Annotated in this window: 8 protein-coding genes and 1 pseudogene; 8 read left to right on the top strand and 1 reads right to left on the bottom strand. The window is 72.3% G+C overall.

Annotated elements, in window-relative coordinates:
- Positions 1-800 precede the first annotated feature (800 nt).
- Positions 801-1,055: a hypothetical protein gene (locus AC069R_RS30480; RefSeq protein ID WP_478769958.1), complete on the top strand. Its 255-nt coding sequence runs from the start codon at positions 801-803 to the stop codon at positions 1,053-1,055.
- Positions 1,056-1,312: 257 nt separating this feature from the next.
- On the opposite strand, the gene AC069R_RS30475 is transcribed toward AC069R_RS30480, so the two are convergent.
- Positions 1,313-1,882 carry a GNAT family N-acetyltransferase gene (locus AC069R_RS30475; protein WP_478769957.1) on the bottom strand — a complete coding sequence of 190 codons (570 nt, stop codon included), beginning with the start codon at positions 1,880-1,882 and terminating at the stop codon, positions 1,313-1,315.
- Between the two features lie 266 nt (positions 1,883-2,148).
- Here AC069R_RS30475 and AC069R_RS30470 point away from each other — a divergent pair, with 266 nt between their 5' ends.
- The 7 genes and pseudogenes from AC069R_RS30470 to AC069R_RS30440 all read left to right on the top strand — a co-directional run.
- Positions 2,149-2,709, top strand: coding sequence for a hypothetical protein (locus tag AC069R_RS30470; RefSeq protein ID WP_478769956.1), 561 nt, complete (start codon positions 2,149-2,151; stop codon positions 2,707-2,709).
- Positions 2,706-3,845, top strand: a complete 1,140-nt coding sequence (locus AC069R_RS30465; RefSeq protein ID WP_478769955.1) for a peptidoglycan-binding protein — start codon at positions 2,706-2,708, stop codon at positions 3,843-3,845. Before AC069R_RS30470 ends, AC069R_RS30465 begins: the two co-directional genes overlap by 4 nt.
- Complete coding sequence (locus AC069R_RS30460) at positions 3,842-4,609, top strand: ABC transporter ATP-binding protein (protein WP_478769954.1); 768 nt, start codon at positions 3,842-3,844, stop codon at positions 4,607-4,609. Before AC069R_RS30465 ends, AC069R_RS30460 begins: the two co-directional genes overlap by 4 nt.
- A complete protein-coding gene (locus AC069R_RS30455; protein ID WP_478769953.1) occupies positions 4,606-5,862 on the top strand; it encodes an ABC transporter permease in 1,257 nt (418 codons plus the stop codon). Before AC069R_RS30460 ends, AC069R_RS30455 begins: the two co-directional genes overlap by 4 nt.
- Before the next feature lie 116 nt (positions 5,863-5,978).
- On the top strand, positions 5,979-6,644 hold the full coding sequence (locus AC069R_RS30450; protein ID WP_478769952.1) for a response regulator transcription factor: 666 nt from the start codon (positions 5,979-5,981) through the stop codon (positions 6,642-6,644).
- The gene (locus tag AC069R_RS30445; protein ID WP_478769951.1) at positions 6,641-8,056 is read left to right on the top strand and encodes a sensor histidine kinase; all 1,416 of its coding nucleotides are present in this window, start codon (positions 6,641-6,643) and stop codon (positions 8,054-8,056) included. Before AC069R_RS30450 ends, AC069R_RS30445 begins: the two co-directional genes overlap by 4 nt.
- A gap of 357 nt (positions 8,057-8,413) precedes the next feature.
- Positions 8,414-8,703 (top strand): annotated as a pseudogene (locus AC069R_RS30440) (LCP family protein); the annotation flags it as partial.

Raw genomic sequence — 8,703 nt, 5'->3', positions numbered from 1 at the left:
GCTGCCCGTGCGAAAGAAAGCAGGACCGCCCCGAGCGGTTCCCCGGTTGGTTGGGGTTCTTGCCCCGCGTGCTCGACGAGATCGCGTGAAACGGGCCCGGGGAGCGGAAGCCCCCGACTGGGGGGTCGGGCCCCGGCCGACCTGAACAGGTCGGCCGCACTGCACACGGCGTGCGAGGGAAGGCTTCACCGGGATGCTTGGCCTGCGTCGGGTGGGGCCTTCTCTTATGCCCGAATGCGGTTACCGCCGCGTACGCAAGCGAAACCGGGCTTTTGTGATGCCCGTCACACTCGGCGGCGGCGACGCCCCCACTATGCCTTGCCTTGCCGTAGTCGTGCGACAGGTAGCCGCATGTTGACCGGGCCGCACCGGGCACCCAATCCGGGGAACCGTGCTGGTAGTTCCCGTTTTTTCCACCATGGAGGTGACTGATATCACACATCGTTCGGGTGAATGTCCGCACGCATGCACGGTTGGATTTCAGATGATTTGCCAGGGGTTCATCATCGTGCATATGCAGCAACAGGGGGCCTGGTCGTGAGCCGCCGAACTGTACACGTCCCCTCTGACAAACGCCTCCCCTTCAAGGCACTGATTCCGCAAGGACCTTTCGGAACGTGGGTGCGACGGAGTTCCGGGCCACGCGCCGACGGCTTCCACGGCGGCAGCTCGGTCTGCTGTCAGTGTCCGGGCTTGAGCTGCCCTCCCTCGCCGCCAGCGCCTCGTCACCGTGAACTTTTCCGCCGGCTCTCCGTACCGCTCCCCCACCAAGCCCTTCATCAGGCGTTCGGTGGCCCGCCATGCCTGGTCGCCGCAGGGGCGGTCTGCGGTACGCCCATGGACTTGGGGCGGTACTGATCGCGGTGACCGGTGTGGCGGGGACGCTCGGGGGTGCGTTGCTCACCCAGCGGGGTGCCGGCCGGGCGGAGAGGCGCGAGCTGGAGATGGCGCAGGCTCTCCAGGAGGCCCGCGAGAACCGGGAGCTGCGGCGCAGGCGCTACTCGGAACTGCACCGGGACGTCACCTGTACGTCATGCACGCCATCAACCGGTTGACCGTCTGCACTGGAAAGTCGTCGGCCCGCGGTCCCGGCAGGCCCGAGTTCGCCGCTTCAGCTGATCGCACGGATGGTGCGGTGTGTGCACCGCGGCGCTGTCCGTGCCGATCCTGGCCGGAGGCGCTCGCGTCGCGGCTGGCGGGTGGCGCGGGGGCGCCTCACCGCGCTGCTCGGCGAGCACCGGTTCCGGTCCTCGTCCCGGTTTCGGGTCTCCCGCCGATGAGTTGAGGCCACCGCAGAGCTCCTGACGGTACGTCAGGTCCGGTTCTGGGCTGCTTGCCATTCGCGGGCGAGGATGGCGTAGACGTACTCGCTGCCCCAGCGTTCGCCGTCGAGGTCGTTGTCGACGAGGTGCGCCTCGCGTCGCATGCCCAGGCGCTCGCACACGCCGGCCGAGCCGGTGTTGAGCACGTCCAGGCGGGCGAACAGCCGGTGTACGGCCAGCTTTTCGAAGGCCAGGGCGGTGACGGCGCGGGCCGCCTCGGTGGCGTAGCCCCGGCCGCCGTGGGCCGGGTGGAGGGTCCAGCCGATCTCGGCCTGGCGGGCCCGTGCGCTCGCCAGTTTCAGGACGACCTCGCCGACCAGGACGGCGTCCCCGGCCCGGCAGACCGCGAGCACGAGGGCGTCGCCGTCCTCGGCCCACGCCGTGCCGGCCGCCCACAGGGCCAGGCTCCGCTCGCACTGCTCGCGGGTGAGCGGCGGCCGGTAGAGGTAGCGGGCGACTTCGGGCAGACGCTGGTAGGCGTACAGCGCGTCGAGGTCGTCCGGTGTGAACGGGCGCAGGACCAGTCGCTCGGTGGCGACCGGCAGCTGAATCGACGTCATCGGTCCCTGTCTCCTCCCCCGGCGGGCCGCCGCCAGCGTAACCGGCCAGGGAAGCGCGGCGGCCGCGGGCGGACGGCCGTGACCGTTTTGCCCGCGTATTGCGCGAGGGTAAGGGAAATCGCGAACCTCCGCGCAACGCCCCCTCCGGTGGAATCGGGGCGTGAACGGTCGCCGGGGTGCCTCTCCCCCCGCACCCCGGCGCCGTTCACGCCACTGACAGCAATACGCGCGGCCCCCGCACGAGGAGGCCCGCACTGGAGGCGTTCGTGAATTCGACGGTTCAGCGACTCGGTCTCATCGCCGGCGCTGTTGTGCTGCTGGGCACGGGCACAGTCGCCTGCTCCGGCAACGACAAACCCGCCGCCGCGGGCTCGGGCGACAAGACGGCCGGCAGCCAGTCGTCCGGAGGGACGGCGGACGGAGGGTCGGATGACTCCGCCGCGGTCAAGTACGCGGCGTGCATGCGCAGCAACGGTGTCGACGTCCCGGATCCGAAGCCGGGCGATACGCCGGTCCTGCCGCAAGGAGTGCCGACCGCCGTCATGGACAAGGCCACCAAGGCCTGCGGCAAGCCGCAGGGAGGACAGGCCGGCACCGTGCCCGACAGCGTCCTGAACAACCCCGACGCGCAGAGCCTGCAAATCCGGTTGAAGGAGTGCTACCGCGAGAACGGGTGGGACCCCAAGCCTCCGCCGGGGGCCGGGAAGAACCAGCCGCTCAGCCCCTCGGCCAACCTGAACGACCCGGTCTATCTGAAGGCGAAGAAGGCCTGCGCGTCGCTCGACAAGCAGTTCATGAAGTACCTGCAGCAAGGCATGAAGAAGTGACGCAGACCGACACCGAGGCCGAGACCACGGTGCTGCCGGCCGGCTCCGGCGGCCCGGCGGACGACACGTCCCGGCGCCGGCGGCCCGGCCGCCGGCGGGTCCGGGTGCTCGTCCTCATCGCGACGGCCGTCGTCCTGGCCGCGGCCGGCGTGACCGTGGCGCAGCTGCGGTCCGCTCCGTCCGGGAAGCCGACGGCGCACCGGCAACTGCCGCCCGGAACGGCGGAGATCACCCGCGGTGATCTCGTCTCCCAGGTGCGGGTGGCGGGCACGGTGAGCTTCACCGGCGCCCGCGCGGTCAAGAACCAGCTCACCGGGATCGTCACCTGGGTCCCGTCGTCGAACACCGTCGTCCGGCCGGGGCAGCGGCTCTTCTCCGTCGACGACCGGCCGGTCCTGCTGATGCGCGGCGCCCTGCCCGCCTGGCGGGAGTTCAAGCCGGGCATGTCGGACGGGGCGGATGTCCGCATGCTGGAGCAGAACCTCGCCGACCTCGGCTACACGGACTTCACGGTGGACGACGAGTTCACCAAGAAGACCGAGGCCGCGGTGAAGCGCTGGCAGAAGGACAACGGCATGCCGCAGAGCGGGAAGATCGAGCTGGGCCAGGTGGTCTTCGCGTCCGGCCCGCTGCGCGTCACCCGCACCAGCATGCACCCCGGTGACCGGATCGCTCCCGGTCAGGCGGTGCTCCAGGCCAGCGGTTCCGGTCAGCGCGTGTCGGCCACGGTGCCCTCCGCGGACCAGGACGTCGCGGTCAAGGGCGCGGCGGTGGACATCGAGTTCTCCGACGGCACGTCGACGAAGGGGACCGTCTCCTCGGTCGGCGTCCCGACGACCAAGGAAGGCAAGCAGGTCGTGCCGATCACGGTGGAGCCGGACTCCGCGCAGGCCGTCCGCAAGCAGCAGAACCCGGACGTCGCGGTGCTGCTCACCCGGATGATGGCCAAGGACGCGTTGTCCGTACCGGTCACCGCGCTCCTGCCCAGCGAGAGCGGCGGCTACTCGGTGCAGCTCGTGCAGGGCGGAAAGGTCCGCCTGGTGCCCGTGCGGACGGGCACGTTCGCGGACGGCCGGGTGCAGATCAGCGGCCCCGGCATCAGCGAGGGCGAGCGCGTGGGGGTGCCCCGGCTGTGACCGCCAGCTCCCTTGACGCCACGCCGGCACCCGCCGGCGGCTCCGCGGATCCCGTGGTGAGCCTGACCGACGTCGGCCGCTCCTACGGCACCGGACCCCAGCGCGTCCATGCGCTGAGGGACGTGACGACGGCCATCGGACCCGGCGAACTGGTCGCCGTCGTCGGCCCCTCCGGGTCCGGCAAATCCACCCTGCTCAATCTGATCGGCACCCTCGACCGCCCCACCACGGGCCGGGTCGTGGTGGACGGCCACCCGGTGGACCGGCTCGACGACCGGAAGCTGTCCGCGCTGCGCGCGCACCGTATCGGCTTCGTCTTCCAGCAGTTCCACCTCGCGGCGGGGACCCGTGCGGTGGACAACGTCGCCGACGGCCTGCTGTACACGGGCCGCTCCCGGCGCCGCCGCCGGGACCGTGCCGCCGCCGCCCTGCACCGGGTCGGCCTCGGCCACCGCCTGGACCACCGGCCGCACCAGATGTCCGGAGGAGAGCGGCAGCGGGTGGCCATCGCCCGTGCCGTGGTGGGCGACCCGGCGATCCTGCTCGCGGACGAACCGACCGGGGCGCTGGACACCCGCTCCGGCGCCATGGTGGTGAGCCTGCTGCGCGAACTGCACGCCTCGGGCACCACCGTCATCGTCATCACCCACGACAACGACCTGGCCGCGAGCCTGCCGCGCCGGCTGGTCATGCGCGACGGCCGGCTGGTCGAGGACACCGGGGCCCTCGTGCCCGCACCAGGGGCAGCGGAGGGACACGCATGACGCTCGACACGGCCGGGACCGCGATGACGCCCGGCACGGCCAGGACCGCGCGCGCACGGATCCGGCCCTCGCGGCTGCGCGGCGGGGACCTGCTGCGGCTGGGCGCCAGCGGACTGAGCCGGCGGCCGCTGCGCGCCGTGCTCTCCGCCGCGGGCATCGCCATCGGCATCGCCGCGATGATCGCCGTCATCGGCATCTCGTCGTCCAGCCAGGCCCAGCTCAACGTCCAGCTGAACAAGTTGGGGACCAATCTGCTGACCGTGCAGCCGACGACCGCGGTCGATCCGGACACGGGCGATCCGGTCGTCCTGCCGGTCCCCGCGGTGCAGACCATCGCCCGCGTCGAGGGGGTGGACGTCGTCAGCGGGACCGCGCAGCTGAAGAACGTGAACGCCTACCGCAACGCGCGCGTCGACCCGGAGGAGTCGAACATGCTGAGTGTGGTCGCCACGGACACCCGGCTGCTGCGGTCCCTGAAGGCGACCATGAACCGGGGGGCATGGCTGGATCACGCCCCTGCCCGCTACCCGACCGCGGTCCTCGGCCAGGCGGCCGCGTCCCGGCTGGGCGTCACGGGCCCCGGCGAACAGGTGTGGGTCGGCAACCAGTACTTCACCGTGCTGGGCGTCCTCGATCCGGTGGCGCTGGCGCCGGAACTCGACAGCGCCGTACTGGTCAACGACGAGGCGGCGAAGCGCTTCCTCGGTTTCGACGGCAGGCCCACCGAGATCTACGAGCGGTCCGCCGACAGCCGGGTGGAGATCATCCGGAGCATGCTGGCACGGGCCGCCGACCCGGAGAACCCGCAGAACGTGTCCGTCAGCCGGCCCTCCGACGCGCTCAAGGCCCGGCAGGCCGCCGACGCCTCGTTCACCGGGCTGTACGTGGGGCTGGGCGCGGTGGCGCTGCTCGTCGGCGGGATCGGCGTGGCCAACACCATGGTGATCGCGGTGATGGAACGGCGCGGTGAGATCGGGCTGCGGCGTGCTCTGGGCGCGGCGCGACGGCACATCTCCTGGCAGTTCCTGATGGAGGCGCTGCTGCTGTCCTGCCTGGGCGGGCTGTGCGGGGCGGCCCTCGGTACGGCCGTCACCGCGGGTTATGCTCTCAGCCAGGACTGGCCCACCGCGGTTCCGCTGGCTGCGCTGGCCGGCGGAGTCGGCGTGACAGCCGTCATCGGTGCGGTCGCAGGACTGTACCCGGCTCTGCGCGCCGCTCGCACCCCCCCGACCGTCGCTCTCGCCGCACCGTAGCCCGGTGCGCCGCGGACGGGCCTTCGTACGGCCGGGTGGGCGCGGCTCCCCGGCGTACGAAGGCCGTCCTTATCCGCGCTCGGAGCGTCACCGGGACGGCGCAGGGAGGAGAGCACATGCGCGTGCTGATTGTCGAGGACGAGCCGTTCATGGCGCAGGCCCTGGTGACGGGGCTGCGCAGGGAGGCCATCGCCGCCGACCACGCCCCGGACGGGGACACCGCGCTGGAACAGATCGGTCAGCACGCCTACGACGTGGTGGTCCTGGACCGGGATCTGCCCGGCGTCCACGGCGACGAGGTGTGCCGGCGCATCACCGAGCAGTACAGCACCATGCGCGTGCTCATGCTCACCGCGGCGTCCTCGCTCGACGACCGTGTCGACGGGCTGCGGCTCGGCGCGGACGACTATCTGGTCAAGCCGTTCGACTTCCCGGAGCTGGTGGCCCGGCTGCACGCGCTGCACCGCAGGGCGGGAGCGCCGCCCCCGCCGGTGCTCGAATGGTCCGGGATCCGGCTCGACCCCTTCCGCCGCGAGGCCTACCGCGACGGGCGGTATCTGCGTCTGACGCGGAAGGAATTCGCCGTGCTGCACGTGCTCATGGCCGCGCAAGGGGGCGTGGTCAGCGCCGAGACGCTGCTGGAGAAGGCGTGGGACCAGCACGCCGACCCCTTCACGCAGGCCGTGAAGGTCACGGTGTCCACCCTGCGCCGCAAACTCGGCGAGCCGGGCCTCCTGCACACCCGGACCGGCGCCGGCTATTACCTCCAGGGCCCTTCGTGACCGCCTCCGGTCCCCGGCTGACCATCCGCGCCCGGCTCACCCTCACCTACGGGGCGCTGTTCGCCGCGTCGGGCGCGGCGATGGTCGGGCTGCTGTACCTCTTCATGATGTACGGCCCCAGTTACGCCCCCTCGCTGACCGGGGCGCCGCATCCCGCGGTCACGCCCAGCCCCTCGGTCACCGGTGTGCAGCGTCCGGGTGCTTCTCCCGACGCGGGGGCCGACACCGGCCGCCCGGAGAGCGCGAGCCCCCAGGGCAGCGCGAGTCCCCAGGGCGGCGCGAGTGCCCGTACCGGAGCCAGTCGTACCGGAGCCAGTCCCCGTACCGGGGCCGGCGCCCCCGACGGCGGGGCCACTCCGCACCTGCCGGGGCTCGCCCCCTCCCCCTCCCCCAGCCGCACCCCGGCCGCCGATCAGGCGGACAGGGCCAAGCCCGGCCTGCTGTCGGTGGACGTCTCCTCCAAGGCCGACTTCCTCCAGGCGCTCCTGATCTTCGGCGGCGTCGTCTTCCTGATCCTGCTGCTGATCTCCCTGGTCGTCGGCTGGTTCGTGGCCGGCCGGACCCTGGCACCGCTCAAGCAGATCACCTCCACCGCGCGGGGCATCGCCGACTCGACGCTGCACGAGCGCATCGCGCTGTCCGGGCCGCGGGACGAGATCACGGAGCTGGCGGACACCTTCAACGCGATGCTGCGCCGTCTCGAACAGGCATTCCAGGCGCAGCGCCGGTTCGCCGCGAACGCCTCGCACGAGCTGCGCACCCCGCTCGCCAGCATGCGCACCATCCTCCAGGTGGCCCTCGCCTCGCCGGACCCGGACGACCTGCGCGACGCCGGTTCCCAGCTGCTCGTCCTCAACCGGCGCTCCACCGAGATCACCGAAGCCCTGCTGACCCTCGCGCGGGCCGACCACGGAGCGATCGAGCGGCTGCCGGTGGACCTCGGCGAGGTGACGCGGGAGGTCTGCTCCCAGGCGCGGCCGCAGGCACGGCAGGCCGGGGTCGAACTCACCGCTCCGACCGGCGACGCCCGGCTGACCGGCGACCCCACCCTGCTGCGGCAGCTCGTGAGCAACCTCGTCGACAACGCCGTACGGCACAACCGCCCTGACGGGTCGGTGACCGTCGCGGTGGCCCGGACGGACGGCGACCGGGTACGGCTCACCGTGCGCAACTCCGGCCCCGAGCTGGACCCGGAGGCGGTCGACCGCGCCTTCGAGCCCTTCCACCGGCTGGACACGCGCAGGGAGGGTTCCGCCGGGCGCCCCGCGGGATACGGCCTGGGCCTGGCCATCGTCCACTCCATCGTCCGCGCCCACGGCGGCACGCTCAAAGCCGCTCCGCTGCGCCCCGACGGGCTGGAAGTGGCGGTGACCCTGCCGGACACACCGCCCGAGACCTCTCGCGAACCGTAGTCCGGGGCCTGGCCCGCCGTCCGACGACGGTTCCCCCACGGGCCACCGGCCGGGGACCGGGGATCGCCGGCTGACACCCGCGCGGCCGGACCATGGCAGTGGTGCCGGAGGCCGGGTGGCCGGTCGTTGCCCGTAAACCGGGGCGAAGGGGAAATCAGTCGGCCCCGAGCGGTTCCCGAACGTTCCTGCCGGCGGGGTGCGCGGCGCTCTAGCCTCCCCGGATACGCCGTTGTCGCAGTGAGGAAGGACCGGATGCCGGAAGATCAGCGCGCGGAGACCGCCGATGTGCCGCGGGGCGCTTCGACCGCTGATCCGCGAAACGGCCGGGGCGGCGGGGCACGTACCCCCGTCCTCCGGGTGCCCGTGCAGCGCACGGCCCGCTCCACCGGCGGCAAGCGTGCCCGCCCGGTGCGGCGCGCCCGGCGGATGCTCGTGTTCCTCGCCGGGTCCCTGTCCGTGCTCCTCCTGGTCGCCGCCGGTGCCGGCTGGTGGTTCTACGACCACCTGAACGGCAACATCCAGAGCTTCTCCCTCGACGGCAAGGGCGGCACGGAGAAGCCCGACGCGTTCGGCCGCACCCCGATCAACATCCTGGTGATGGGCTCGGACGGGCGTACCAGCGCGGCGGACTGCAAGCTGGGCGGCGG

Source organism: Streptomyces sp. NPDC043952 (assembly GCF_056435325.1).
The sequence above is the reverse complement of the archived record's forward strand: the minus strand, read 5'-3'. Positions and strand labels throughout refer to the sequence as shown.

What these genes read in the sequence shown, in the direction of transcription:
- AC069R_RS30455 (WP_478769953.1), top strand. Translation starts at nt 4,606, where the DNA reads ATGACGCTCGACACGGCCGGGACCGCGATGACGCCCGGCACGGCCAGG.
- AC069R_RS30475 (WP_478769957.1), bottom strand. Translation starts at nt 1,882, where the DNA reads ATGACGTCGATTCAGCTGCCGGTCGCCACCGAGCGACTGGTCCTGCGC.
- AC069R_RS30450 (WP_478769952.1), top strand. Translation starts at nt 5,979, where the DNA reads ATGCGCGTGCTGATTGTCGAGGACGAGCCGTTCATGGCGCAGGCCCTG.
- AC069R_RS30480 (WP_478769958.1), top strand. Translation starts at nt 801, where the DNA reads ATGCCTGGTCGCCGCAGGGGCGGTCTGCGGTACGCCCATGGACTTGGG.